Source organism: Hydrogenophilus thiooxidans (assembly GCF_019049855.1).
GTDB classification, from domain to species: domain Bacteria; phylum Pseudomonadota; class Gammaproteobacteria; order Burkholderiales; family Rhodocyclaceae; genus Hydrogenophilus; species Hydrogenophilus thiooxidans.
This window is the reverse complement of record NZ_JAHLSY010000005.1, coordinates 18,039-44,366: the sequence shown is the minus strand read 5'-3', so window position 1 is coordinate 44,366 and position 26,328 is coordinate 18,039. Positions and strand designations below refer to the sequence as shown.

Annotated in this window: 25 protein-coding genes and 2 tRNA genes; 3 read left to right on the top strand and 24 right to left on the bottom strand. The window is 63.5% G+C overall.

What is annotated here, in order from left to right; all coding sequences use genetic code 11:
* Nucleotides 1-32: 32 nt before the first annotated feature.
* The 4 genes from KUL93_RS03750 to purN are packed head-to-tail and all read right to left on the bottom strand — an operon-like array spanning nt 33 to nt 3,769.
* Nucleotides 33-1,034, bottom strand: coding sequence for an oxidoreductase (locus KUL93_RS03750; protein WP_217125764.1), 1,002 nt, complete (start codon nt 1,032-1,034; stop codon nt 33-35).
* 50 nt (nt 1,035-1,084) lie between these two features.
* Nucleotides 1,085-2,410 carry an RsmB/NOP family class I SAM-dependent RNA methyltransferase gene (locus KUL93_RS03745; RefSeq protein WP_217125763.1) on the bottom strand — a complete coding sequence of 442 codons (1,326 nt, stop codon included), beginning with the start codon at nt 2,408-2,410 and terminating at the stop codon, nt 1,085-1,087.
* Nucleotides 2,382-3,101 (bottom strand): DUF3108 domain-containing protein, encoded by a 720-nt coding sequence (locus tag KUL93_RS03740; protein ID WP_217125762.1) that lies wholly within the window; start codon nt 3,099-3,101, stop codon nt 2,382-2,384. The genes KUL93_RS03745 and KUL93_RS03740 overlap by 29 nt, the downstream gene beginning before the upstream one ends.
* The gene (gene purN / locus KUL93_RS03735) at nt 3,098-3,769 is read right to left on the bottom strand and encodes a phosphoribosylglycinamide formyltransferase (RefSeq protein ID WP_217125761.1); all 672 of its coding nucleotides are present in this window, start codon (nt 3,767-3,769) and stop codon (nt 3,098-3,100) included. Before purN ends, KUL93_RS03740 begins: the two co-directional genes overlap by 4 nt.
* A gap of 57 nt (nt 3,770-3,826) precedes the next feature.
* Between purN and mutL the strand changes: the two genes are divergently transcribed.
* Entirely contained in the window at nt 3,827-5,737 is a 1,911-nt protein-coding gene (gene mutL, locus KUL93_RS03730; protein ID WP_217125760.1) for a DNA mismatch repair endonuclease MutL, read from the top strand.
* An 85-nt stretch (nt 5,738-5,822) separates the two neighbouring features.
* Here the strand turns inward: mutL and KUL93_RS03725 are convergent, their stop codons facing one another.
* From KUL93_RS03725 to KUL93_RS03710, 4 genes are all read right to left on the bottom strand, one after another.
* Nucleotides 5,823-6,410, bottom strand: coding sequence for a YqaA family protein (locus tag KUL93_RS03725; RefSeq protein ID WP_346731635.1), 588 nt, complete (start codon nt 6,408-6,410; stop codon nt 5,823-5,825).
* A gap of 44 nt (nt 6,411-6,454) precedes the next feature.
* On the bottom strand, nt 6,455-6,655 hold the full coding sequence (locus KUL93_RS03720) for a DUF2905 domain-containing protein (RefSeq protein ID WP_119334524.1): 201 nt from the start codon (nt 6,653-6,655) through the stop codon (nt 6,455-6,457).
* Nucleotides 6,656-6,684: 29 nt separating this feature from the next.
* Nucleotides 6,685-6,777 (bottom strand) — tRNA-Ser (locus tag KUL93_RS03715).
* A 20-nt stretch (nt 6,778-6,797) separates the two neighbouring features.
* Nucleotides 6,798-6,873: transfer RNA gene (locus KUL93_RS03710), tRNA-Thr, on the bottom strand.
* Between the two features lie 156 nt (nt 6,874-7,029).
* On the opposite strand from KUL93_RS03710, the gene KUL93_RS03705 reads away from it, so the two are divergent.
* Nucleotides 7,030-9,069, top strand: coding sequence for an aldehyde ferredoxin oxidoreductase C-terminal domain-containing protein (locus tag KUL93_RS03705; protein ID WP_217125758.1), 2,040 nt, complete (start codon nt 7,030-7,032; stop codon nt 9,067-9,069).
* An 86-nt stretch (nt 9,070-9,155) separates the two neighbouring features.
* On the opposite strand, the gene KUL93_RS03700 is transcribed toward KUL93_RS03705, so the two are convergent.
* The 16 genes from KUL93_RS03700 to KUL93_RS03625 form a co-directional block, all read right to left on the bottom strand.
* On the bottom strand, nt 9,156-10,466 hold the full coding sequence (locus KUL93_RS03700; RefSeq protein ID WP_119334522.1) for an adenylosuccinate synthase: 1,311 nt from the start codon (nt 10,464-10,466) through the stop codon (nt 9,156-9,158).
* A gap of 29 nt (nt 10,467-10,495) precedes the next feature.
* The gene (locus tag KUL93_RS03695) at nt 10,496-11,680 is read right to left on the bottom strand and encodes an ATP phosphoribosyltransferase regulatory subunit (protein ID WP_217125757.1); all 1,185 of its coding nucleotides are present in this window, start codon (nt 11,678-11,680) and stop codon (nt 10,496-10,498) included.
* Nucleotides 11,677-12,564, bottom strand: coding sequence for a protease modulator HflC (hflC, locus tag KUL93_RS03690; protein WP_217125756.1), 888 nt, complete (start codon nt 12,562-12,564; stop codon nt 11,677-11,679). The genes KUL93_RS03695 and hflC overlap by 4 nt, the downstream gene beginning before the upstream one ends.
* Nucleotides 12,561-13,880 carry an FtsH protease activity modulator HflK gene (gene hflK, locus KUL93_RS03685; protein ID WP_217125755.1) on the bottom strand — a complete coding sequence of 440 codons (1,320 nt, stop codon included), beginning with the start codon at nt 13,878-13,880 and terminating at the stop codon, nt 12,561-12,563. Before hflK ends, hflC begins: the two co-directional genes overlap by 4 nt.
* Nucleotides 13,871-15,070, bottom strand: a complete 1,200-nt coding sequence (gene hflX / locus KUL93_RS03680; RefSeq protein ID WP_217125754.1) for a GTPase HflX — start codon at nt 15,068-15,070, stop codon at nt 13,871-13,873. Before hflX ends, hflK begins: the two co-directional genes overlap by 10 nt.
* Complete coding sequence (gene hfq, locus KUL93_RS03675; RefSeq protein WP_119334517.1) at nt 15,070-15,315, bottom strand: RNA chaperone Hfq; 246 nt, start codon at nt 15,313-15,315, stop codon at nt 15,070-15,072. The genes hflX and hfq overlap by 1 nt, the downstream gene beginning before the upstream one ends.
* 79 nt (nt 15,316-15,394) lie before the next feature.
* Complete coding sequence (gene der / locus KUL93_RS03670) at nt 15,395-16,762, bottom strand: ribosome biogenesis GTPase Der (protein WP_346731634.1); 1,368 nt, start codon at nt 16,760-16,762, stop codon at nt 15,395-15,397.
* The gene (gene bamB / locus KUL93_RS03665; protein WP_217125753.1) at nt 16,759-17,925 is read right to left on the bottom strand and encodes an outer membrane protein assembly factor BamB; all 1,167 of its coding nucleotides are present in this window, start codon (nt 17,923-17,925) and stop codon (nt 16,759-16,761) included. Before bamB ends, der begins: the two co-directional genes overlap by 4 nt.
* Nucleotides 17,922-18,593, bottom strand: coding sequence for a YfgM family protein (locus KUL93_RS03660; protein WP_217125752.1), 672 nt, complete (start codon nt 18,591-18,593; stop codon nt 17,922-17,924). The genes bamB and KUL93_RS03660 overlap by 4 nt, the downstream gene beginning before the upstream one ends.
* On the bottom strand, nt 18,571-19,878 hold the full coding sequence (gene hisS / locus KUL93_RS03655; protein ID WP_217125751.1) for a histidine--tRNA ligase: 1,308 nt from the start codon (nt 19,876-19,878) through the stop codon (nt 18,571-18,573). The genes KUL93_RS03660 and hisS overlap by 23 nt, the downstream gene beginning before the upstream one ends.
* Nucleotides 19,875-21,107 carry a flavodoxin-dependent (E)-4-hydroxy-3-methylbut-2-enyl-diphosphate synthase gene (ispG, locus tag KUL93_RS03650; protein ID WP_346731636.1) on the bottom strand — a complete coding sequence of 411 codons (1,233 nt, stop codon included), beginning with the start codon at nt 21,105-21,107 and terminating at the stop codon, nt 19,875-19,877. Before ispG ends, hisS begins: the two co-directional genes overlap by 4 nt.
* Before the next feature lie 38 nt (nt 21,108-21,145).
* The gene (locus KUL93_RS03645; RefSeq protein WP_217125749.1) at nt 21,146-22,135 is read right to left on the bottom strand and encodes a helix-turn-helix domain-containing protein; all 990 of its coding nucleotides are present in this window, start codon (nt 22,133-22,135) and stop codon (nt 21,146-21,148) included.
* A complete protein-coding gene (locus KUL93_RS03640; RefSeq protein ID WP_217125748.1) occupies nt 22,129-22,944 on the bottom strand; it encodes a tetratricopeptide repeat protein in 816 nt (271 codons plus the stop codon). The genes KUL93_RS03645 and KUL93_RS03640 overlap by 7 nt, the downstream gene beginning before the upstream one ends.
* Complete coding sequence (gene rlmN, locus KUL93_RS03635; RefSeq protein ID WP_217125747.1) at nt 22,945-24,093, bottom strand: dual-specificity RNA methyltransferase RlmN; 1,149 nt, start codon at nt 24,091-24,093, stop codon at nt 22,945-22,947.
* A gap of 7 nt (nt 24,094-24,100) precedes the next feature.
* Nucleotides 24,101-24,526, bottom strand: a complete 426-nt coding sequence (gene ndk, locus KUL93_RS03630) for a nucleoside-diphosphate kinase (RefSeq protein WP_217125746.1) — start codon at nt 24,524-24,526, stop codon at nt 24,101-24,103.
* A gap of 126 nt (nt 24,527-24,652) precedes the next feature.
* A complete protein-coding gene (locus KUL93_RS03625; RefSeq protein ID WP_217125745.1) occupies nt 24,653-25,105 on the bottom strand; it encodes a hypothetical protein in 453 nt (150 codons plus the stop codon).
* A 52-nt stretch (nt 25,106-25,157) separates the two neighbouring features.
* Between KUL93_RS03625 and earP the strand changes: the two genes are divergently transcribed.
* Nucleotides 25,158-26,291, top strand: coding sequence for an elongation factor P maturation arginine rhamnosyltransferase EarP (earP, locus tag KUL93_RS03620; RefSeq protein ID WP_217125744.1), 1,134 nt, complete (start codon nt 25,158-25,160; stop codon nt 26,289-26,291).
* Nucleotides 26,292-26,328 lie beyond the last annotated feature (37 nt).

Genomic DNA, 26,328 nt, shown 5'->3' with positions numbered 1-26,328 from the left:
AAACGCACAACAAGACTAGCCATAATTATGCATCATTTATCACCGATACGAACCACCGTGCGCCCTTTAGCCTTGCCGGCGATGAACTCGTCGAAGATCGCCGGTAGCGCCGTAAGCGGCACTTCTCGGGTGATCGCTTTGAGGTGTTGCGGTTTGAGGTCGGTGGCCAACCGCTCCCACACTTTGCCACGCAACGGAAAGTCGGTGTAGGCCGAGTCGACCCCGAGCAGACTCACGCCACGCAAAATGAACGGAAAGACCGTGGTTTCGAGCTTCGGCGACGCGGCGTTACCGATCGACGCCACCGTTCCCGCCTGTTTCATCGTCGCCAACATCCAGTGGAGGATCGGACCACCGACGTTGTCGACTGCCCCTGCCCAGCGGCTTTTTTCAAGCGGCCGCGTCGCAGCGAAATCGATCGCGTTGCGGTCGAGAATTTCCGCTGCCCCCAGCGTTTTCAATTGCTCGGCCTCTTCCGGTTTGCCCGTGAGCGCCACCACGTGATACCCTCGGCCCGCCAGCATCTGGATCACCAACATCCCGACGCCACCCGACGCGCCGCTCACCACCACGGGCCCCGCCTCCGGCTTCAACCCTTCGTGTTCCATCCGTTCCACCGCCAACGCTGCGGTATAGCCCGCAGTCCCCAACGCCATCGCTTCGAACAGATCGAGACCCGCCGGCAACGGCACGATCCACTTCGCGGGAATCCGGGCATATTCGGCATATCCGCCGTGGTGCGAAACCCCGATGTCGTAGCTCGTGGCGATCACCGCCTCCCCAGGCCGAAAACGGTCGTCGCTCGACTCGACCACCGTTCCCGCGAGATCGATCCCGCCAATGCAGGGAAAACGCCGAATGATCTTGCCTTTCCCCGTTGCCGCCAACGCATCCTTGTAGTTGATGCTCGAATAGTGGACGCGAATGAGCACTTCACCGGGGTCGAGCTCTGAGAACGGAACCGATTCCAACGCGGCGCGCACGCCCCCTTCCGGGTTTTCCCGAATCATCAATGCGGTAAAAGCCTCACTCATCACACTACTCCTCTGTGTGTCAACAAAAATGGCTCGAAACCTTGTCTATTCTAGACGGAACGTCGCTCGAGCACCACCGCGAAAAAGCCGTCACACCCATGAACATGAGGAAAAAGCCGCACCGCCTCGGGCACACCATCCGTTGGTAACGGGCCATTGACAAACGGGGTGCCGTGCGTACCGTGCTGCCAATCGGCAGTCAATTCATTCCAGGGTAGTGGCGCAAACTCTGGGTGCGCGGCGAGAAACTGCTGCACCACGCAGTCGTTCTCTTCGGGCAAGATACTACAGGTGACATAAACCAGTCGGCCTCCTGGTTTCACCAACCGGCCCGCCGACGCGAGGATGCTCCCTTGTTGCGCGGAAAGCGCCGCTACCGTTGCTTCCGTCTGGCGCCATTTGAAATCGGGGTTACGGCGTAGCGTCCCGATCCCGGAGCACGGGACATCGACCAATACGCGGTCGGCTTTTCCGCTCAGATGGGCGAGCTTGGGGTCGTGTTCATCGGCGATCGCCATCGGCTGGACGTTGGTTGCGCCCGCACGCGCCAAACGGGGATGCAAACCGGCGAGGCGCTTTGCGATCGCATCGCACGCGAAAATCTGGCCGCTATTGGCCATGAGCGCCGCCAACGCCAGCGCCTTGCCGCCGGCGCCCGCGCAGAAATCGACCACCGTCTGTCGCCGTTTGGGGGCGACCAACCGAGCAACCAATTGGCTCCCTTCGTCCTGCACTTCGACGACACCCTCGCGGTAGAAGGGGTGTCGGTTGAGCGCCACTTTTTCGCTAAGGCGTATCCCCCACGGCGACCATGGTGTCGGTTGCGCCTCGAGCCCCTCGGCGGTAAACGCCGCCAACACCTCGCTGCGCTTCGCTTTGAGGGTGTTTACCCGCAGATCGAGTGGCGCTGCGCAAAGCATGCTCGCTGCGATGCGTTGCGCTTCGTCGCCCCCGTACGCGGCGACGAGCCGCACCCACAACCAATCGGGCACGCTCAACCGTTCGGCGTCACGCCACGAATAGTTTGCGATCGCCGCTTTGCGGTGCGCGAGCCATTCCGCCTCTTCCCGCCGGATGAAGGGGGTCAGCTGCGCCACCGAAAAGCCCCGCCCCACCACCAACCATGCCAGCAGGAGATGGCGCGGCGCGGTACTCTCGGCCCAGAGGGTGAGGCGACGATAGTGGCGAATCACACCGTAATAGGTTTCGGCAACCCAGGCGCGGTCGCGCTGCCCCAACTGGGGCCAGGCGCGCAGAAACGCCGACAGCACCTTGTCTGCCGGCGCGGCGAACGTGAGCGCTTCCGATAACGCCTGAACCACCGCCTGCACCCGTTGCGGGTGCCATTCAGCGCGCAAGTTCGTAGACAAAATCACCCTCTTCCCCATTTACTTCGAGGCGCACCAAACGAACGATCGGTGCAACCTGCCACTCGGCGGTCACCTGCCAATCCTTTTTCTGCGTCTCCGCGTGAAAGACCAACCCCAAAACCGTTTGTCCGTCCGGCAACGTCACCGCTTCGGTGGCGGCTCTCAGGAAAGTGATTGCTTTGCCGCGCTTTGCGCCGAGTAACACCGTCTCGCCATCGCCTTTTCCCGCCGCAGCGCGTGATGGCATCGAAAAGAGGAGGCTTAGAAAATCCTGCGCAGTTGGGGGCGCCGGGTAGCGTAGCGTCTGGCCTTTGCGCGTCACCACCACGGTCTCCTCAGCGCGCGCGATCACCTCATCGTCCTTTCCTGGCCGTTGACGCACAGAGCGCTCGGGCACCCACCACCCAGACACCACACGCCCTTCGCTGATACGGGTCTCCGCATAGTGGCTCAGCAACCCGGCCAACCCGGTGGTTTGGGACGCGAGAACGATGCGATAGCGCCCATCCGGCGCAACCTGCCATTCCAATCGCGCCACTCCCAAGGGCACCCCTCCTTTTTGGACCGTGTACTGGGCGTGCCCCTCACTGGGCAGGACGAACGTCGCGCGAGCCGCATTGCCGAACGCGACCGCTGCCCAGAGTCCGATCACCAACCCCACCGCCCAGTGGCCACACCCAAGTAGCGCGCGCCTCATTCCGTCGCTTCCTTGCGCTTTTCCGTTGCCGGCACGTGCACCGCGACGTCCGGGAAACGGGCATCCGCCACGATCACCCGTCCCTCCGGGGTCAGCGAGATCCGCCCTTCGACGAACCAGCAGATCGCTTGCGGATAGATACGGTGCTCTTCGCGCAACACCCGTGCGGCGAGCGTCTCTGGCGTATCCTCGGGCAACACCGGCACCGCCGCTTGAACGATGATCGGGCCATGATCGAGCGCCGGCGTGACGAAATGGACCGTTGCGCCATGCACCCGACACCCTTCGGCAATCGCGCGCTCGTGGGTGTGCAAGCCGGGAAACGCAGGAAGGAGCGACGGGTGGATATTCATCATTCGCCCTTCGTAGCGGCGAACGAACGCTTCGCCCAAAATGCGCATGAACCCCGCGAGCACCACCAGATCGGGCCGATAGTGGTCGATGCGCTCAGCAAGCGCCGCATCGAACGCGTCGCGCGTCGGGAACGCCTTGTGATCGACCACCTCGGTGGTGATGCCATGCTGGCGCGCAAACCGCAACCCCGCCGCGTCGGGGCGGTTGCTGATCACCGCAGCAACCGTCGCACCGGGAATCTGCGCCCGCACGATCGCCTCCATGTTGCTTCCCCGTCCCGAAATCAAGATCACCAACCGTTTCGCTGCACCCATCGCTACGCCTCTTCGTCTGTGGTTCGCGCGATTGTACACCTGTCGTACAATCGAACGATGCCGATCCAGCTTCTGCCCGACACGCTCATCAACCAGATCGCCGCTGGCGAAGTGGTCGAGCGGCCCGCGTCGATCGTCAAAGAGCTCGCCGAAAACAGCTTGGACGCCGGCGCCACCGAAATCGCGATCCACCTCGAAGCGGGCGGGATCGAACGGGTCTGCGTCCGTGACGACGGCTGTGGGATCCCAGCCTCGGAATTACCCCTTGCGATAGCGCGCCACGCTACGAGCAAGATCGATTCGCTCGAGGCGCTTCTCCGCGTCACCACCAAAGGGTTTCGCGGCGAAGCGCTTGCGGCGATCGCAGCGGTCACCCACCTCACGATCGCGTCCCGCCCCCGCGAAGCGCCGCACGGCATGAAGCTCGACGCCCGCAGTGGCGAGCTCACGCCGTATGCGATGGCCCCCGGCACCGAGGTAGACTGCCGCGCCCTCTTCGATACGGTCCCCGCGCGGCGCAAATTTTTGAAAACGCCGCAGACCGAAGCGCACCACGCGATCGAAGCCGCGCGACGGCTGGCACTTGCGCACCCGCAGGTGACTTGGCACCTCACCCACAACGACAAACTGGTGTGGCGGCTTGCGCCCCAATCGGCAGAGGCCCGCTTTGTGGCGCTTTTTCAGACCGATCCCGCCGAATGGCGCTTGGCACACGCCGAAACCCCCGCCGCGCAACTCCTGGGTTGGGTGATCGAGCCCCGCTTCGCCCGGGAAAGCGCGCGCCAGGCGCTTCAATACCTCTTCGTGAATGGTCGAGCGGTTCGCGACCGGCTGCTCGCCCAAGCCGTGCGCCAAGCCTACCACGATCTCTTGCACGGCCACCGCCAACCGAGCTACGTGCTCTTTCTCACCGTCGCGCCCGAACTCGTCGACGTCAATGTCCATCCGGCAAAAAGCGAAGTGCGCTTTCGCGACCCCAACGCCATCTTCCGCTTGGTAAACGGTGCGATTGCGCAAGCGCTGGCACCAACGGTGGTATTCCCGCAGCCACTCGGCACCGAGGCCACCGAAGCTGCTGGTAAAACGCAACCTCCGCTTGCTACGGAGCGCGTAACAGCGCCCGCGACCCGCGCCATCGTTTCGTCCCCGGCCGCCCAGCAACGGCTGCCGTTTGGCACATCGACCGTGCGCGACAGCGCCAACGCCCGCTACCTGGCTTTTGCCGCGCACGCCTTTGTAGACGCAAACACCGCGCGATCGGAAACCGCCACCCCCGCACCCACGACTCCGCCCGGCGCGCTTCCCCCGCTCGCCCCTGCGCACGAGCACGCGGCGCCTGAGGTGGAAGCCCCCTCACCGCCCCCCGTCGAACCGTCTGCGACGGAGCCCCCGCTGGGTTACGCGCTTGCGCAACTGCATGGCATCTACATTTTGGCGCAAAACCGCCGCGGGCTCGTGCTCGTCGATATGCACGCCGCACACGAACGCATCCTCTACGAACGGCTGAAACGTCACTACGACGAAACGGGATTACCCGCGCAACCGCTCCTGCACCCCGTCCCCGTTCGGCTGAACGGCGCGGCGCTCGCCACCTTCACCGAACACCGCGTCACGTTGGCACAGCTGGGGCTCGAAGCATCGCTGCTCGATACCGAGACGATCGCCGTGCGCACCCATCCGCCATTCGTCGCGCCGCGGGAAATCCCCGCGCTCGTTGCCGAACTCCTCGAAACCTTGCGCGATGCCCCCACCAGCAACGCGGTCACCGCGCGGCGGGACGCGCTCCTTGCTCGCGTAGCCTGTCATGGCGCAGTGCGAGCAAACCGCGCGCTCACACATGACGAGATGAATGCGCTGTTGCGCGATCTGGAAGCGACCGAACGGGGCGGCCAGTGCAACCACGGGCGCCCCACTTGGATCGAACTGCCGCTCGCCGCACTGGACGCCCTCTTCTTACGAGGCCAATAGGTGGCAAAGATCCACCGCGCCGCAGTGTCACCCCCGCACACCAAGCCTCACCGGGAACGGAGGCAAGGCACCCTCCCGACCCAGGTCACCCCTTCGTCCAATACCACCACCCGAGACCGACGGCGACCAACCCGACCATTGCCCAGCCGATGCGGTCGACCCAACGGTGCAGCGTCGCCTCCAAACGGGGACCGCCCCACGCCATGAGCCCGGCAACGAGGAAAAAGCGCGCCCCGCGGCCCACGAACGACGCGATCGTGAACGGCATGAGCGCCATCTGCAGCACCCCGGCGGCGATCGTAAAAACTTTATAAGGAATCGGCGAAAACCCTGCGATGAAGACCGCCCAGACGCCCCACTCCGCGAACCAGCGGTGTGCCGTCTGATACGCCTCCCAATAGCGAGAGGTTTGCAGCCACGGCTCGATCAAGCCAAATGCCCCCCACCCGATCGCGTAGCCGAACAATCCGCCCAATACCGAGGTCACCGTTGTCAACAGTGCCAAGCACCACGCCCGCTGCGGCTGCGCCATCGCCATCGGCGCGAGCATCACGTCCGGAGGGATGGGGAAGAAAGACGATTCGGCAAAGGAGAGCAAAGCGAGGAACCAAGGCGCACGGCGGTGGCGCACCCACTGCATCACGCGCGCGTACAAAGAAGAAAAGAGGCGCATCACGAACTGCCGTAACCCGAAACGCCCGCGATTCTAACCCGCATTTACTTGCGCCACCACCAGAAGAGGAGCGAAAGGAGGAGCGACACCACGATGCTCGTAGTGATCGGAAAGTAGAAGGTGAAATGCTCCTTCTCGACTACGATATCCCCCGGCAAACGCCCGAAGGGCAATTTACTCAGCCACGGATATAGGAGCGCAAGCAGAATGAGCGCAACGCCCAGCCAGAAAAGGAGCTTTTGCATTGCTCGTCGCAATCGGCAAGCGGAAAGATTGGCGGAGAGGGCGGGATTCGAACCCGCGTGCCGGTTTTACCCGACCATCCGATTTCGAGTCGGCGCCGTTATGACCACTTCGGTACCTCTCCGCACCCCATAGTCTGTGCTATGGTGCCGTTGGGCGGACTCGAACCGCCGACCTACTGATTACGAATCAGTTGCTCTACCAGCTGAGCTACAACGGCGTAGAAGAAGATTATAACAAAAAACCATCAACAAAAACAACAGCAGCTGGCACACTTACGCTTACCGACCTACTCTTTGATCTCGCGCAAAGACAGAAGCGTCATTTCAGCATATCATTATAGATGATGGAAGAAAACCCCAGTTGAGGAACCGCAATGAACGCCCCCCAACCCCTAACGTTGCTTCGAACGTCTGCCTGGCTCCCTGCGCAGAGCCTCACCATTGCGCTCAACGATGGCAGTACGATGCTGACTGAACGCACCGCCGAAACGATCACCGGACCGATCGAATACGGTTGGCGCATCTACCAACAGTATGGGCGCGACGCCTTTACGTTCGGCATCGGGCGGCTTGCCGATTCGCCGTTGGCCGGGACACGCCGCCTTTTCGTCTGCGGCTACAGCCACCAATGGGAGAGTTTCTATCTCTCCTCCGCTGGCGGCGTCGCGTACACCTTCAAACATTTCGGCATCCCCTGGGTGACGCTCGTCGGACGCGCGGCGCAACCGTCGGTGCTGATCTTGCGTCACGACGGCAACGCCCCTACCGTTACTCTGGAACCCATCCCCGATCTCGAGACACTCTGGCGGGTCGGCTACCGGCGCGCCAGCGACGGCGCCCAGCTCAGCGGTGCGCTTGCGGTTCAACAAGCGATGCTCGACCGCTTCGGCGCGGCATTTCCGTCGAAACAGGTGCGGGCGCTCGCAGTCGGCCCGGCAGCGGCGGTCACTTGGGAGGGAACGATCGTCTCGAACCCGGTCGAGAAAGGAGCGATCACCTGGGTCTCCGAATTCTGCGGCCGCGGTGGGATGGGCTCGACTTTGTTCCGCGATTTCCACGTCGCGGCGCTTCTCGTGGGCGGCGCATGGGAGCCTGCGAAAGAGTCGACGAAAGCATACGACCCCGATTTCGAAGCACGATTTGGCGATCGCTACGTCAAAGTCGAGCAGCGCACCACCGTAAAATACTCGTTCGACCCCAAGACGGGGACCGGCGGCACCTTCGGTTCGAACTACGCGGCGATGGGCGACAAGATCCTCTCGTTCCACTACCAGAGCGTTTTCGCCCCCAAACCAGAGCGTCTGGCGCAGATGGAACGGTTCGTCCGCGGCCACTACTGGAAACAGTTCCAAGAAGAGACCATCGCGAACAAGCAGTTCGAACACTGCGGCGAACCCTGCTCGGTCGCATGCAAAAAGATGAACGGACCGCACAAAAAGGATTACGAGCCGTACCATACGCTGGGCCCGCAGATCGGGATCTTCGACCAGCGCGCCGCCGAACGGGTCAACGACTTCGCCGACGCGATGGGATTCGACGCGATCCAGCTCGGCGGCACCCTCGGCTGGCTCTTCGAGGCGATCTCCGCCGGGGACTTTGACCCCACGGATCTGGGGCTACCGCCCGCCCACGAACTACGCTTTCGCGGCTTCACCGCTAACCCCGAGCAATTCGACCTCGTCGCCGACAGTGCCGCGAACGCCGACTACGCGCTGCGCGCGATCGCCGCAATCCTCTGGGACGAGCGCGCCGCCCCGCTGCGCGAAGGGGTTCGCGTTGCAGCACAGACCCTCAACGCCCGCTACCCGCAGACACGGCCTGGCGACCGCGCCGTCTACCTTGCCCACGGCGAACGGGGGGCGCTCGTCCCCAACCAATATTTCGTACCGGGGATGTTCAGCCCCATGCCGATCATGGGCAAGTACTATGTCTTCTACGGCCACGACCTCCTCTCGCCGGAAGCGCTCGGGCAATGGAACGTCGCACGGATGATCGGCGAGCTCATCTCCGACAACGCCGGGATGTGCCGCTTCCATCGCGCCTGGGGCGAACCGATGGCCGAACAACTCTTGGTGAACCACCGCGGGCTCCCCGCCGATTACAACGAACGAGTAAAGCGCCTCGCGCAGGAGCTCTTCGCTGCCGAAGAAGCAGCGAGTCGTTTTTGGGAGACCCCCCGCTTGATCGAACTCTTCGCCCACTACTGGCGCTGGCAGCGCGAAAACGGAGTGGACCTCTCACCAGTGGCCGCGTTCTTCGCTCCTGAAGCGCAACCGGGTGAAACCACCGAGCAGACGATCGACCGGTTGCTCGCTGCAAACGACCGCACCACCTGGCAACGTTTGGCGCAACGCTACTGGGAGACGGTGCGCACGGCACAGATCGCCGCGATGGCCCAAGCGCACCAACGTTGACCTGGGCCAAAGCCGCTTTCCCGCTCTTTTGCTACGATCGGCGGCCGGGCGCTTGCGCACCCGTGAGGTAAGCGCTCCCCGCTTACCTAGGCGCCGAACGGGTGCTGACGCAGGATCGTCTCGCTCCGTTCGGGGCCGGTGGAGATCACGTCGATCGGCACCTCACAGAACTCTTCGATGCGGTGCAGATAGGCGCGCGCCGCTGCGGGCAGCTCCTCCCACCGCTTCGCGCCGTAGGTGCTCGCCTGCCACCCCGACCAGGACTCGTAAATGGGTCGGCACCGGGCCACTTCGTCGGCCCCCATCGGCAGCAGATCGACGCGCTTGCCGTCGATTTCGTACCCGACACAGAGTTTGAGCTCCTTGAGCCCGTCGAGCACGTCGAGTTTCGTGATGCAGAGTCCCGTGACCCCGTTGATGATGAGCGAACGCTTGAGCGCCGCGAGGTCGAGCCAACCGCAGCGCCGTTTACGCCCGGTGACGGTGCCGAATTCACGCCCTTTGGTCGACATCTGCCAACCCGGCGTCCCTTCGGTTTCGATGTCGAGCTCGGTCGGGAATGGGCCACCCCCGACACGCGTACAGTAGGCTTTGGTGATTCCGAGCACATAGTGCAACCGCCCCGGACCGACCCCGGCGCCCGCTGCTGCGGCACCCGCGACACAGTTGCTCGACGTCACGAACGGATAGGTTCCGTGGTCGATATCGAGGAGCGTGCCTTGCGCCCCTTCGAAGAGCAGGTTTCCGCCCGCTTTGTTGATGCGGTAGAGTTCCGCAGAGACGTCGGCGACCAACGGCTTGACCGTTTCGGCGTCGGCAAGGAGTTGCTCCCAGAACGATTCGAGCGTCACCGGTTCGGCGTCGAGCACCGTGGTGAGCAGATGGTTCACCAACGCCAGGTTGGCTTCGATTCGATCGCGCAGCCGCACCGGGTCGAAGAGGTCATAGACACGCACCGCGCGCCGCGCCACCTTGTCCTCATAAGCCGGGCCGATCCCTTTCCCAGTGGTGCCGATCTTACTGTTACCGGTGCGCGCCGCTTCCCGTGCGCGGTCGAGCGCCACGTGATAAGGCAGGATCAGCGGACAGCCGGGGCTCACCTTGAGGCGGGAACGCACCTCGATCCCCCCCGCTTCGAGCGTCGCAATCTCTTCGCAGAGGTGGTGGATGTCCAGCACCACGCCGTTGCCGATGAAACAGGCCACGTTGGGACGAACGATCCCGGAAGGAACCAGATTGAGCTTGAAGGTCTGGTCGCCGATCACCAACGTATGTCCGGCGTTGTGACCGCCTTGGAACCGAACGACCCCGTGTGCGGAATCGGTGAGCCAGTCGACGATTTTCCCTTTCCCTTCATCGCCCCACTGCGTTCCCACCACGACCACGTTTTTGGCCATCGCTACCGCTCCCTACTCCTCGACTCGATTCATTCCGCAAAAGGCACCACGTGCCAGGCGCCTCTTTCCCAAACCAGCTGGCGCGTGCACCCCGCCTCAAACCAACTTTCGCGGGGGTGTCCAGGCAATTCGTCGACCACCACCTCTCCCGCTGCGCGCAGCGCAGCGACCCGCTCGACAAGCGCGGTGCGCTGCTTTGCCGGGGCGTCCGCACCCAACGCGGGTGCAAGGATCGCGCCGGGGAGCGGAGAAAGCGGTAAGAGCGTCACCACCGCACGCAAGTCGATCGAAAAGCCGGTAGCAGGCCGCGCCCGTCCGAACGCAGCGCCCATGCCGTCGTAGCGCCCACCCAACGCCACCGCAGCGGCGCTTCCCGGTGCGAATGCAGCGAACATCACGCCCGTGTGGTAGTGGTAGCCGCGCAAATCGGCCAGATCGAACCCCACCGCAGCTCCTTCCGCTGCAAGCGCCTTAGCGAGCGCGGTGAGTTGCGTGAGCGCCGCGGCGATCTCGGGCCAATCGGGCAAGCGGCGGCGCGCCTCGGCCAAGACCTCCTCACCACCGTAGGCGTGTGGCAGCCAGAGCAGTGCTGCCCGTACCTCGGCAGGCAGTTCCCGTCCCGCGAGGAAACGTTGCAGATCGGCGCGATCTTTCGCGCGCAACAGGGTGAAGAGCGTCTCCGCATCGGCTTCGCACCAACCCCGCGTGAGCACCCGGAAGATCGCCATGTGCGCACACTCGAGGCGCACCGCCTCAAGCCCCGCTTCCGCCAAGAGACACAACAGAAGACGCGCCACTTCGCAGTCGGCTTCGACGCCCGAGTGCCCATAGAGCTCGGCGCCCAACTGCCACGGTTCACGCACCGCAAAGAGGTTGGCAGGGCGCGCGTGGGCAACCGGCCCAGCATAGCACAGGCGGGTTACGCCGCTGCGGTTCAACAGATGGGCGTCGATCCGCGCAATCTGCGGGGTCATGTCGGGACGCACCGCCACCGGCTTGCCGGTGAGCGGATCGACCACCTGAAAGGTCCGTTCCGCAAGGTCCCGCCCGGAACCGACGGTGAGCGCGTCCAGATACTCGATGAGGGGCGGCGCGACCAACTGATAACCGTGCCCCCGCAGCCGGTCGAGCCATTGCCGCCGCAACGTCTCGAGCCGCTCCGCCGCAGGCGGTAATTCGTCGCGGAAGTGGTCGGGCACCGTCCACAGCGTCATCGCGCCCCCTCGGTCGCTGCAGCGTCGCCGCGGAAATGGCGGAAGAATTCGCTCGTGGCATCGAGCACGAGCACGTCGTCGCGGCGGGCAAAGCTCGCGCGGTACGCTTCGAGGCTTCTGTAGAAGCGGAAGAATTCAGGGTCGCGTCCAAACGCCTCGTTGAAAATCCTTGCCGCTTCGGCGTCCCCCTCACCACGAATCTTCTGTGCTTCGCGGTACGCCTTTGCGATGATCACCTCACGTTCGCGGTCGGCTTCGGCGCGGATCCGTTCGGCATCCGCCGCCCCTTCGGAGCGCAGGTTGTTCGCCACCCGTTTGCGTTCGGCCTCCATGCGGCGATAGACCGATTCGGAAACCTCTACCGGCAAGTCGACGCGTTTGAGCCGGACATCGACGATTGCAACCCCAAAGGTGCGCGCATCCTTGTCGGTTTTTTGCCGCACCTCCTCCATCACCCGGTCCCGTTCTCCAGAGACGACGTCATGAACGGTGCGCAGACCGAACTCTTCACGCAACGTGGCGTTTACCGTTTGCATGATGCGGGTGCGCGCTCGTAGCTCATCACCCGCCAGCGAAATGAAATACTGCTTCGGGTCGACGATCCGCCATTTGACGAAATGGTCGACCAACACGTTTTTCTTCTCCGAGGTGATAAAGCGCTCCGGATCGGGCGTATCGATCGTCAAAAGCCGCTTGTCGAAAAAACGGACATTTTGGATCAGCGGCATCTTGAAATGGAGCCCGGGTTGATCGATCACCTGCCGCACTTCACCGAATTGCGTCACGATCGCATAACGGCGCTCGTCGACCACGAAGAGGCTCATCGACGCCAATACCGCAACGATCAGCGTCACTCCAATCAAAAGCGTGGCTCTTGGGTTCATGGGCGGCTCTCCCGGTCACGCGTCAAGGTTCGGACCGCGTCTCGGGCGCGGTCGAGCAAACCCGTCGAGGGGGACGCGACGCCGCTGCTTTGGGGCGAAACCGCACCTGAGACGGCGTCACGCAACAGATCCTCAGGAGATTGACTGGCGTCGCTGGTGGGTTCGGCTCTGCCCGCACCGCGCTGCTGTCCCAGGATCTCCGCAAGCGGCAACATCAACAGGTTGTTGGACGATTCGACATCGACCAGCACTTTGCTCGTGTGGGTAAAGACCTGTTGCATCGTCTCGAGGTAGAGCCGCTCGCGGGTGAGCGCCGGTGCCTGCCGGTACTGCTCATAGAGGCTCAAGAAGCGCTGCGTGTCCCCTTCGGCTTGCGCGATCACGCGCGATTTATAGGCCTGCGCCTCTTCGATCATCCGCGACGCCGTCCCGCGGGCGCGCGGAATCACGGCGTTGGCGTACGCTTCGCCTTCGTTGCGCAACCGTTCACGGTCTTGCCCCGCCTTCACCGCGTCGTCGAACGCGGCTTGCACCTGCTCGGGCGGTTGTGCGTTTTGCAACGTCACCCGCACGATTTGAATTCCGGTTTGATAGCGGTCGAGCATCTGTTGCATCAACGCTTGGGTGCGCACCGCGATCTCTTCCCGCCCTTCGTAGAGGACGAAGTCCATCTTGCTCTTCCCGACGATCTCGCGCATCGCGCTTTCAGCAACCTGTTTCACGGTCTCGTCCGGCGCCCGGTCGCGGAAGAGGTAGTCTTCAGGCGATTTCAAGCGGTACTGCACCGCGAAGAAGATCGTGACGATATTTTCGTCGTCGGTGAGCATCAACGCTTCGCGCAGATTTTTGTTGCGTTCACTTCCCCGATAACCGACTTCGACGGTGCGCACTCCGGTGAAATCGACCAGTTGGTGCGATTCGATCGGCCACGGCAACCGCCAGCGCAACCCAGGCTCGGTGGTTTCGAAATATTTTCCGAAGCGCAATACTACGGCGCGCTCGTTTGCTTCCACTTTGTAAAAACCGGAAGCGAGCCATAGCGCGAGCGCCGCAACCGCGAGCAAACCGATGAACAGAACGACTCGGCGCGGATCGCCGCCACTACCGCCGGGCAGGGGGCCGCGCGGACGACGACCGCCCCCTTTGCCTCCGAACAACGCGTTCAGACGTTCGTTGAACTCGCGCCACACTTCGTCGAGGTCGGGCGGTCCGTCATCGGGTCGTTGCCCAGAGGGGCGCTGTTGCGGCCCGTGCGATGCGTCTTCGGGGCGTTGCCGCGGATCGTCATCGCCCCAGCGCGGATCGTTCAAGGACATGGTGTTGCTTCCCTCTCAAGCGGTTCCCAGAATGGTTCGGCGTGATCCTGTGTCGATGCGGGGGTCGTCTCGGCGCTGTTTTCACCGGACAAAGGAGCGGCGACGCTCTGCAACCGCTCGTCGATCGCGGCGCGCAGCAGGTCGAGCCCAGCGCCCGTTGCCGCACTCACGGTGACGCGCCGAATCGTACCACAGCCGTCGCGCACCCCTTCTGGGCTTTGATCGAGGAGATCGATTTTGTTCCCCACCTCCAAGATCGGAACCGACTCAGCACCGATCTGCCGCAGCGTCTCGGTCACCGCCAGGCGCTGCGCGTCGGCGTCGGGGCTGGCGAGATCGCTCACCACCAGCAGCAGGTCGGCCTCCTTCACCTCTTCGAGCGTTGCGTGAAACGCGGCAACGAGGTCGTGCGGCAAATCGCGGATGAAGCCCACGGTGTCGGAAAGCACTACGTTGCCCGTTTGCGGGAGCCAGATCCGCCGCGAGGTGGTGTCGAGCGTCGCAAAGAGCTGGTTTGCCGCATACGTTTGCGCTTTGGTGAGCGCGTTGAAGAGGGTCGATTTGCCTGCGTTGGTGTAGCCGACGAGCGACACCTGCGGCACACCATACCGTTGTCGCGCACGCCGGCGGGTCGCCCGCTGGGTTTGCAGCCGTTGCAATTGCGCTTTGAGGCGCTTTACCCGCATCCCGATCAACCGCCGGTCGGTTTCGAGCTGCGTTTCGCCGGGGCCGCGCAAGCCGATCCCCCCACGTTGCCGCTCCAAGTGGGTCCAACCGCGCACGAGCCGCGTGCTGACGTATTCGAGTTGCGCGAGCTCGACTTGCAGTTTCCCCTCGGCGCTTTTGGCGCGCAACGCGAAAATGTCCAGGATCAAGGTATTGCGATCGACCACCCGGCACGCGAGCGCTTGCTCGAGATTGCGCTGTTGCGCCGGCGAGAGCGCATGGTTGAAGACGACGAGATCGGCCCCGTGTTCGCGCACCAGCGCAGCCAATTCGGTGACTTTACCCGAACCGAGGAAGGTGGCGGGATCGGGTTTGGCGCGACGCACGGTCAGTGCGCCGACGATTTCCGCGCCGGCACTCACGGCGAGCTGGCGCAACTCTTCCAGCCGCTCGGCAACGCGCCCTTCGCCGAAATCGATTTGGACGAGCCAGGCCCGCTCGCCGAAACGCGGGCGTTCGAACATCAGGCTTCTTCGCTTTCCCCGTGAACTTCGCGCAAGGTCACCGGGCGCGACGGCACGACCGTCGAGATCGCGTGTTTATAGACCATTTGAGTCACGGTGTTCTTGAGGAGCACCACGTACTGATCGAACGACTCGATCTGACCTTGCAATTTGATCCCGTTGACGAGGTAAATGGAAACCGGCACGCGCTCACGGCGCAGCAGGTTGAGGAAAGGGTCTTGCAGTTGGAGGGCTTTGTTGCTCATCGTTCTCGACTCTAATGGTGTGTGATCAGAACCTGATATTGTACGCGAGTTGTGCACCGGGTGGTGCACCTTGGTGCGACTATCCCTTTTCGGCGTATGGGTTGTGACTCGTGCGCAGTTCGAGCCGCAACGGCGTACCCTTCAACCCGAACGCTTCGGTGAACCCTTGCTCCAGGTAGCGGAGGTACGACTTCGGCAGGTGTTCGAGGGCATTGCCGTGGATCACGATGATCGGCGGATTGCTCCCGCCCTGGTGGGCATAGCGCGGTTTGGGGCGAAAGAGACCGTGGCGCGGCGGTGCCTGACGCTTCACCAGTTCTTGCAACACCCGCGTCAGTTGTGGCGTCGGCAGTTTTTTCATCGCCGCAGCGAACGCCTGGTCGACTGCGCGCATCAGCGCGTCGAGCCCTTTTCCGGTTTTCGCCGAGAGAAAGACCACCGGCGCGAACGAGAGGAACGCGAGCTTGTGCGCAAGCTGCGTCTTGGTCCGCTGCCGCTGGTAGGCGTCGGCAGCATCCCATTTGTTTACGGCGATCACCAGCGCCCGCCCGGTCTCCAAAATGAAACCACCCAAATGGGCATCCTGTTCGCCCACCTCCTGGGTGGCATCGAGCGTCAGAATCACGACATTGGCCTGCTCTACCGCTTGCAACGCCTTGATCACCGAAAACTTTTCGATGGTGTCGGTCACCCGCCCTTTTTTGCGCACGCCCGCGGTATCGACCAACGTGTAGGGGCGACCGTTGTGTTCGAATGGAACATCGATCGCGTCGCGGGTGGTTCCCGGCATGTCGTACGCGATCAGACGGTTCTCTCCCAACAGAGCATTGATGAGCGTCGATTTCCCGACGTTCGGACGACCCAGCACCGCCACGCGAATCCCATCTTCGTCCCCCGTTTCCTCGCTCTGCATTTCGGCCAACGGCTCTTTGTTCGGCTTTGGCTTTGGGAAGGGGGCCAACACCTCGTGGATCATCTCGCGCACGCCGTCACCGTGCGACGCCGAAATCGGCAACGGCTCACCAAACCCGAGCGCGTAGAACTCGGCGCGCGCGATCGCGCGGTCCAATCCTTCGGTTTTGTTCACCAATACGCGCACCGCTACCCCCAGCGCGCGCAGATAGTCCGCGATCGCTTCGTCGTGCGGCGTCAAGCCCGCGCGACCGTCGACGACGAAGAGCACGAGGTCGGCCTCGCGAATCGCAAGCTCCGCTTGCCGGACCATTTCGGCGGTCAGCCCCTCTTTCGCCGTTGGATCGAAACCCGCCGTATCGACGACCAGATAGGGACGCCCGCCCACTTTGCCGCGGCCATAACGGCGGTCGCGCGTCAAACCGGGAACGTTGGCAACCAGCGCGTCACGCGACCGCGTCAATCGGTTGAAGAGGGTCGATTTGCCCACATTAGGGCGACCGACCAAAACGAGGGTGGGCAGCTGCGCGCTCACCGCGTCCGCTCCAGCACCGCTACCGTGCCGTCTTGATTCTGGACCACGACCGCGCCATCGGCAACGCGCTGCGGAGCCACGACGATCGCGCCGCTGCCGATACGGGTGCGGGCGCGGAGCTGCCCGTCACTGAGATCGACGGCGTGGAGATACCCTTGCGCGTCGCCGACCAGCGCAACGTCGCCAAAGACCATCGGACGCGTCAGCTGTCGGTAGACGAGCGAATCGTTTTGCCAGCGCGGTTGCCCGTTGAAGAGATCGATCGCGACGATGCGATCGACCTCGTCGACCGTGATCAAGGAACGCACGTCGCGGTCGATCCCGACTCGCGTCGCGATCGCACTCGTGAGCACCTCCCGCCCCGTTTTCAGGTCGAAACAGGCGATGCGGCTTTGGTACGCCGCCGCACAGAGCTCTTGGCTGTCGAGCACCACGGCCCCAACGATATCGGTCAGCCGTTCGATTTCGGTCGTCCCTTTGGGCGGCGCAACCGTGAGCTCGAAGAAGGGCTGCCCCCGGTTGGGATCGAGCGCTGCGACGATTCCGCCGGGATAGCCGACGAAAATCGCGCCACCGGCCGCAACGAGCGGCGCACTCTGCCGCAACGAAAGCGGCGGCAGCGGCCGCTCATATCGCCAGCGGGGTTTGCCATCGAACGCATCGAACGCCAGCAGCCGATGGTCCGCGGCGCGAACGACCACCAACCCCTCTCCCACGAGCGGCGGCGTCACCGCCGGCAGCGCGGCGGCTTGACGCCACCGGATGGAGCCGTCACTGACGTTGATCGCGACTACCTCCCCCTGCTCGGTCACCACCGCTGCCAACCGAGCGTCGCTCCCCACCCCGGCCAGGATCGGCGCGCCTACCTCGGTGCGCCACTGCTCCTTGCCGTCGGCGCCGATCCAGACCACTTCCCCTTTCCCCCCCGCGGCGACCACTCCGTCGGCAACAGGGGCGGGGGTGAGGTAGCGTTGTCCCCCTTCGGAAAGGTGCACGGTGTAGCGCACCGGAAGGGAGCGCGTGTCACGAAGCTCTGGCAACGGTGCCGGCTTGGGGCCCGAAGCGGCAAAGGGGTTGAGCGCATCGAGCGAGGCACAACCCGAAACCCCAACCCCCAGCGCAGCGCATACCACCCAGCGCCGAAGAAGCGCGAAACGTTTCATTGGGTAGGCTCCTGAACGGAATCGGACACGATCGCCGCTTGCTCGCGTTGTGCGCGCAATACCATCTGCCACGAGGGGTCGCCGCGCACCTCGGCAAGCGCTTGGTCATAATGGGAAACCGCCTGTTGCGCCTGACCGTGCGCAAGCGCGATATCGCCTTTGAGCGCCCAGAGCCGTGGCTGATAAGGCGCTGGAACTGCCTGCGGCAAGGCTTTCGCCGCAGCATCGTCATCCCCTTGCGCCAGATGGAGTTCCGCCAACGTGAACGCCAGGAGCGGTTGCACCGCATCGTCGGCATTGCCGAGTGCCACCGCCTCGCGCACCACGGGAATCGCCTCGGCGGCCGCATGCTCGGCCGCTGCACGGTCGGCGATTGCGAGCGCCGCAAAAGCCGCCTGCGTTTTCCCAACCCACGGAATGGCTTTGAGGCGCTCCCACGCCGCGCGCGCCTCGGCCCACGCCTGCTTTTCCAAGGCTTGGTCGATCGCTTCGAACGCGTGCGCCGCCGCCTGGATCTGTTCGCTCCGCCACCACTGCCAACCGTGCCAACCGAGCGAAAAAACGAGTGCCGCACTCACCGCGGCGATGAGCAAACGGCCATTTTCCCGCCACCATGCTTTGAGCGCGTCGACCTGCTCCTGCTCTTCATGCGAGAGTACCAGCGCCATCGCTTTCCTCCGATCCCAATTGGATTTGCGCCACGACCTCCTCGAGCTGCGCCCACGGCACTTGCCGTTGTGCGCCCGGTCGCCGCAGCGGTTTCACCGTGGCCGTCTCACTCGCGAGTTCCGATTCGCCCAGGATCACCGCCACCTCGGCGCCACTTGCGTCGGCACGCTTCATCTGGCTCTTGAAGCTGCCCCCGCCCGCATGCACGACCACCGAAAAACCGCTCGAACGCAACGCTTCGGCCAGTCGGAACGCCGCGTGCGCACTTTTTTCGCCTTGGTGGACGAGATAGACGTCGAGTTCCGGCCGGGGTGGTTCCCCCCCACACGCTTCCCAGAGCGCCAACACCCGCTCGACCCCAAGCGCAAACCCGGCTGCAGGGGCGGGTTTTCCCCCCAACTGGGCAAAGAGTCCATCGTAACGCCCTCCGGCACAGATCGTACCCTGGGCGCCGAGCTTTGGCGTCACCCATTCGAACACGGTACGGTTGTAGTAGTCGAGGCCACGAACCAGCCGCGGGTTGATCCGGTAGGGGATACCCGCCGCTTCGATTAGCGCCAACACCGCGTCGAAATGGGCGCGCGTCTCCGCCCCCAGATAGTCCAACAACCGCGGCGCCCCTTCGATGAGCGGCTGCATCGCCGGGTTTTTGCTGTCGAGAATGCGCAGCGGGTTGCGGGTGAGCCGACGGCGCGAATCCTCGTCCAGCTCCTCCTGATGGGCGGTGAAATAGGCAATGAGCGCTTCCCGATGCGCTGCGCGCTCCTCAGGGTCCCCCAACGAGTTGATCTCGAGCCGTACGTCGGTAAGGCCCAAATCGTCCCACAGCCGCGCCCCCATCACGATCAATTCGGCGTCGATCTCAGGGTCGGCAAAACCCAACGCCTCCACACCGATCTGGTGAAACTGCCGGTAGCGCCCTTTTTGCGGTCGTTCGTGGCGAAACATCGGGCCCCAGTAGTACAGGCGCTGCGGCCCCTGGTGCAACAGATTGTGTTCGATCGCCGCGCGCACGCACCCCGCGGTTCCCTCCGGCCGTAACGTGAGGTGCTCGCCGTTGAGTGCATCCTCGAAGGCGTACATCTCCTTTTCGACGATGTCGGTCACCTCACCGATCGCCCGTTTGAAGAGCGCTGTCTGCTCGACGATCGGCGTACGCAACGGCCGATAGCCGTAGGCAGCTGCCCACGAGTGCACCAGCGCCTCGAATTCGTTCCAGAGGAACGACTCAGGCGGCAGGATGTCGTTCATGCCGCGAACCCCGCGGATCCCTTTCTGGCTCATCTCATCCTTTCCACAAAACGGGTGGTCACGTAGTGCTCGATCAGCGCCAAAAACTCTTCGGCGATCCGGTCGCCGCGCAACGTGGCCACCTTCTCTCCGTCCATGAAAACGGGCGCTGCTGGGGCCTCACCGGTGCCGGGCAGCGAAATGCCGATATGGGCTTGCCGCGACTCTCCCGGACCATTGACGACGCACCCCATCACCGCAACGCTCAGTTGTTCCACCCCGTCGAACTGCTGTCGCCATTCGGGCATGCGCTCGCGCAAAAACGCTTCGGTACGCTGCGCCAACTCTTGGAAAAAGGTCGACGTCGTGCGGCCGCACCCCGGACACGCCGTCACCGTCGGGGCAAACGCCCGCAGACCCAAGGACTGCACGATCTGTTGCGCAACCACCACCTCTTGCGTGCGCGGTTCCCCAGGCGCGGGGGTGAGCGAGACGCGAATCGTATCGCCGATCCCCTCTTGCAGCAATACCGCCAACGCTGCGGTACTCGCGACGATCCCTTTGCTGCCCATTCCCGCTTCGGTCAAACCAAGATGGAGCGGATAACGGCAGCGTGCAGCCAACGCACGATAGACCGCGATCAAGTCTTGCACACTCGAGACCTTCGCCGACAAAACGATCCGGTCCGGCGCCAACCCCAGGCGCTCCGCTTCCGCCGCAGACTCCAACGCCGAGGTGACGAGCGCTTCCCGCATCACCGCGTCTGCAGGCCAGGGTTCGCTACGGCGGGCGTTTTCGTCCATCAGCCGCGCCAAGACCGACTGGTCGAGACTGCCCCAATTGACCCCGATCCGCAGAGGTTTGTCGAAACGGCACGCCAGTTCGACGATCGCAGCGAATTGCGCGTCGCGTTTCGCTCCAAACCCGACATTACCGGGATTGACTCGCCATTTCGCCAACGCCTCGGCACAGGCTGGCGTGTCACGCAACAGACGGTGGCCGTTGTAGTGAAAGTCGCCGACCAGCGGAACGTCGACACCCCATGCCAGCAGACGATCGACGATTTCCGGGACAGCTTTCGCCGCGGCTGCGCTGTTCACCGTAACGCGAACGATTTCAGAACCCGCATGCGCCAACGCCGCGACTTGCCGGGCCGTCGCGGCCACGTCGGCGGTGTCGGTATTGGTCATCGACTGGATCACCACTGGCGCGCTCGAACCGATCGTCACCTTACCAACCCGAACCTGATAAGTGGGGCGACGCGGCGCCGGTCCATACGGCATTGGCGCGATGGGGGTCGCTGGAGAGTGCAGCGTGTCGTTCATGGTTGTGCCGGAACTTGCATACGAACGACCCCACGACCAGGGGGCTTGAGGGAGGCACCATTCCATTCGATCACCAGCGCCTGGGCGTTCCCCAGGTGAAGCGCGTACGGCGCACCGTCGACGGGAAAAGTGCGGCTGTTGCCTTGCCGGAGAATGCCGTCAAAAACCTTGGTCCCGTTGGCGGCGGTCACCTGCATCCACGAGTCCCCACTTTCCGCGCGAATCGCAAGCCCGGTAACCGACTGCGGCGACTGGCTCGCCGACTGTGACTGGGCATCTGGCTCGCTTTTCTTTGCGCCCTCGGGAAAGCCGCCACCCAACGCTCCGCCGGCACCGCCCATTAGCTCGGCTTGCGTTTTCGCCCCCTGTCTCGCCTCGGTTTCGGATCGCGACAAAGGAGCGGAGTCGGCCGCCCTGTCACTACCCGTTTCGGAGCGTGGATCGGCCCTAGGCGTACCCACGGCATCCGTTGGCGGGGGGGGCGGCACCGTAACGACTGCCGCAGCGGTATCGCCGTTGGGCGTGACCAGTGGCGTCCGTAACGAAACCCCGTCGCCCATCGCCGAGTCCGATTCCCAAACCCCGAACCACTGCAGATAACCGACGAGCAGCAGACCAACCACGATGACACCAGCTGCGAAACGCACGACCGGATGGCGCCAGACGGGGCGACGCACGACGATTTCGCCCTCGGCGTTTCTGGGCGGCGTCAGACGCACGGTCGATTCGGCGAAACAGGCTTGCGCCACCTCCAACCACGGCTGCGGATCGCGATTTCCCCAGCGTGCGATCCCTCTGAGCACGCCGCGTACGAAAATCGCGTTGGGCAGTTCGTGCCACTCGCCCGCTTCCAGCGCGGCCAATTGCCGGGTAGCGATCTTCAGCTCGGCGGCAAGCGCTTCACGTGACCAACCCGAAGCCTCCCGGAGCTGACGAATCGCTTCGCCAACCGCCTCTGGTGAAGCGCCGCGTTCTTCTGTCACCATGACTCCCACTCTCCTCGCTCCAATTTGCGCGTCTCCAAGCGGTTGGGCGCTTCTTGGCGCAACCGTTCGGCCCAGCGCGCTTCGTTCAGACGATCGCCTTTCGCGTGCGCCAGATTGGCCGCAAGCCACCAGACCATCGGGTCGTCGGGCGCGCGCTGGAGGAGCCGTTCCAAATGGCGATCCGCAATCGCCCACTGCCTTTTGCGCGCCGCCCATTGCAACGCGCGGACTTGGACGAGGAAATCGTCGGGTTGCAGCGCAAGCGCCATGTCGATCTCGTTCTGAACTGCAGATTCATCGCCGGCACGCCAAGCACACCACGCGTGGTTCGCCAGCGAACGCGCGCGCCGCGGATAGTAGGGGTTCATCGCCGCCTCACGCAACAACGCCAACCCCTCTTGGAAACGATCTGCGGAACAACGGAGTGAGCCGAGCGCATGCAGAATGTCGGGATCGTTGGGCGCAAGCCGCTGCGCCTCTTCGAGACTCTTTTCTGCAGTCGCGCGATCCCCCAGCGCCAGATGGGCCAACCCCCAGGCATAGGGCACCAGCGGGTCAGAGGGGTTGAGCGCACGCGCTTTTGCGATTTCGTCGAGCGCCACGTCGACGCGCCCCAGCTCAAGGTAGGCCAACGCCAGGTCGATGCGCGCTTTGCGTTCCTTATCCTCGGGCTGCGCGGCCGTTTGGTCCAAAAGGGGCGCAGGATAAACGCCCTCGGCGATCCCCGCACGCGGCGACGTCGCAACGGACGCGCACCCCGCCAGCGCGAACGCTGCTGCGACCCCGCAAAAGACCTGCCCCCACTTCATTCACCCCTCCGCGGCAACCAAGCGCAGCGAACGACGGGTTCGATCTTTGACCTGTCCCGCCAATTGGCCACACGCCGCTGCGACGTCGTCGCCGCGGGTGCGACGGATCGTCGTCAGGCGCCCTGCAGCCATCAGCCGCTCGGCAAACGCTCGGACACGCTCCGGCGCCGGGCGCCGAAACGGACTCCCTGGGAAGGGGTTGAACGGAATCAAGTTGAATTTGCACGAAAGGCCACGGGTCAGCGCGATCAACTCCTGCGCATCCCGCGGGTTGTCGTTCACCCCGTCGAGCAACACATATTCGAACATGATGAAATCGCGGGGCGACGCGGTGAGATACCGTTCGCACGCTGCGATCAGTTCTTTGAGCGGATACTTTTTGTTGATCGGAACCAATTCGTCCCGCAATCGGTCGTTGGGCGCATGCAGCGAAACGGCCAATGCCACAGGGCATTCGGCACGCAGCCGATCCATCGCCGGCACCAACCCTGAGGTCGAAACCGTCACCCGGCGCCGTGACAGGCCATAGCCGAAATCGTCGAGCATCACTTTGAGCGCGCGCACCACCGCATCGTAATTGGCAAGCGGCTCCCCCATCCCCATCATCACGACGTTGGTCACCACGCGCCCGTTGTCGGTCCAATCGCCGTCGTCGAGCCGAGCGTGCGCGTACGCTGGCCCCAACACATGGTTGGCCAGCCACAACTGGCCCAGGATTTCGCCGGTCGTCAAATTACGGTTGAAACCTTGCTTGCCGGTCGCGCAAAACGCACACTCGAGCGCACAGCCTGCTTGGGTCGAGATGCAGAGCGTTCCCCGGCTGCGTTCCGGGATGAAGACGGTCTCCACCGCGTTGCCCTGACCGACGTCCAAGAGCCATTTCCGCGTCCCGTCGCTCGAAACGCGGTCCGAAATCACCCGAGGTGGCGTGATCGACGCAGATTGCGCCAGTTGCGCCCGCAAGGTTTTCGCGACATCGCTCATCGCCGCGAAATCGGCGACCCCCATGCGGTGGATCCAGCGATAGACCTGGCGCGCCCGAAAGGGCTTCTCTCCTTGCGCGACGAACCAGGCTTCCAGCTCCTCGCGCGTCAGCTCCAGGAGATTGGTCGGCACCGCGTCAGCCACGGCAGCTTCGGTCTCTTTCATTCGACGGTCAGCGCGAATAGATCGCCATTTCCGGGAAGAAGAAGGCGATTTCGGTGCGCGCCGTCTCGGGGCCATCGGAACCATGGACGGCGTTGGCGTCGATCGATTCGGCGAAATCGGCACGAATCGTCCCCGGCGCCGCTTTCTTCGGGTCGGTAGCGCCCATCAATTCGCGGTTTTTCGCGATCGCGTTCTCCCCTTCCAGCACCTGGACCATCACCGGCCCAGAGGTCATGAAGCGAACCAGATCGTTGAAAAAGGGGCGCTCCTTGTGGACGGCGTAAAAAGCCGCCGCTTCTTTCTCCGAAAGCCACACCATTTTCGCCGCCACGATTTTCAATCCGGCGTCTTCGAAACGCTGGTAGATTTTGCCAATCACATTCTTCGCAACCGCGTCGGGTTTGATGATCGAGAGCGTCCGTTCGATTGCCATGCTTCCTTCTCCACAAAAAGGTTGAATTATAACTTGCCAATGCGACCGGCGGTGAAGGTACACCCGCCGCCTTACTGCCACCCAATCGGGCCGCTGTTCGCAGCGAGGCAGACAGCAAAAGAAGCCTCAATGGTTTTTCGCAACCTTCTTGACGCGCTTCTCTTGAGGCGAACGCTCTGCCGCATGCCCCTTATCGAGTTGCGCTAGGGTCAGCTCGGGGGCAAAGGTGCAGTCGTTGGCGATGGGGCGCTCGTTCCTGAGATTCAAAAGCACACTCTTCCACGGTAAATCGATCCACAAAAGCCCCGCCGCTTCATCGGAAAAGCGTGGCAACCCCGACTTCGAGATCTCCCGCCGCAGCTCATGCACCCGCCCTTGATAGTGAACTTTCACGGCCCCGTTGGTTTCGGTGCTGCGATCGATCCCCACCAACGGTTCCCCGTAGGCACAGCGATAGACCCCTGTGGGCAAGCGCAAATCGAGTTGCGGCAATTCGCTCGACTCGTTCTGAGTCGCCCCGTAAGCCCACTGCGCAGCGATGAGCCAGATGGCGCACCCAATCCCCACTTTGCGAACCATTGAAACCACTCCTGCTCTGTTGCACCCAAGCTTTCTATAATACACGCATTCCGTGCCGGCACAACCGATCGACACCCTTTTGATTTCCGGAACGAAAATCGCGATTTTTTGCGCCCGCATCGACAACTGGGGCGACATCGGCGTCACCTGGCGCCTGGCGCGCGTTTTGGCCCAAGCGGAACACGCAGTCGTCTGGTGGGTTGACGATTGGCACGCGGCGCAATCGTTCGTAGCGCGGACATCCTCCCTGCCCACGCTCACCGTGCGCCGTTGGCACCGTTCGGCGCCAACGGCAGAAGATCGCGACCAGGTGTCCCAAGTCGACGCGGTGATCGAAGCGTTTGCGTGCGGATTCAGCGACCCGTGGCTAGCGGCATTCGCAGCACGCCGCCCGCACCCCCCACGATGGATCGTCCTCGACCATCTGGTTACCGAGCCCTGGGCTGGCAGCGTCCACGGGCTCAGCAGTCCCCACCCGAGACTGCCGCTCGACGCCCAATGGTGCATTCCCGGATTCGAACCGAGATGCGGAGGGCTTTTGCGCGAACCCGATCTCTTGACCCGCTTTGCCGAATCTCCAGACGCCGAGGCACGCGCTTTTTTCACACGCCTTACCCCACTTCCCGCAACGCGCTATCGCCGCATCTCACTCTTTTGTTACGCCGATGCGCCGCTCTCGGGGCTCCTGGCGGCACTTGCTGAGGACCCAACCCCCACCCTTCTCTTCGTTCCGCCTGGCGCGCCGCGGCAGGCGCTTGCCGCCGCCGGAATCGAGCTCGACGAATCACCGCAAGCCTGGCTGGGTACCCCACACGTCTGGCAACCGATCCCCTTTCTCCCGCCAGACGACTACGATCGACTCTTGGCGCTAAGCCACCTCAACTGGGTCCGCGGCGAAGACTCGTTCGTACGCGCGCAATGGGCCGCACGGCCGTTCGTCTGGAGTCCCTACCGGCGCGCAGACGGCGCCCACGTACACTTCGCCGAAGCATTCCGCACCCGCTTTGGCGGCCACTGGCCCCTGGCCGATACCGAAACGCGGATCACCGACGCCCCCTATTGGCGTCAAGCCTTCGTCGAATGGGAGGCCTGGGCGCACCACGCAGCCGCATGGCGCGAAACGCTACTTCTGTTACCCGAACTCGGGCAAACCGTGCTTGGAATGAGTTTGCCGATCGTGCGATAATAGCGTTTTGTTTTTGCTTGGAAAGAGGCGAGATCCC